At 73.8% G+C, this 248-nt stretch carries 1 pseudogene; it reads left to right on the top strand.

Features of this window, described 5'->3' with window-relative positions:
* A pseudogene (locus SB754_RS22085) lies at positions 1-248 on the top strand (hypothetical protein); the annotation flags it as partial.

Raw genomic sequence — 248 nt, forward strand, 5'->3', positions numbered from 1 at the left:
CTCCGCCACCGCTCACGACGACTACAGCCGCACCCAGCACGCACCGGAGCTGGACTGGCAGATGGGCAGCCCGCTCGGTGAGCCGCAGGGGAGCAGGCACACATGGTGGCGCGAATTCGACGGCGGTTTCGCGGCAGTGAACCTCAACGGCGACGGCAGGCGCCGCCGCCGGGTGCGGGTCCCCGCAGGGATGCTCGACGCCGCCGGCCGGCCCGCGCCGTCGTCGTACGTTTTGCCGCCGCACCGCG

Source organism: Leifsonia sp. SIMBA_070, assembly GCF_046534635.1.
GTDB lineage: Bacteria > Actinomycetota > Actinomycetes > Actinomycetales > Microbacteriaceae > Leifsonia.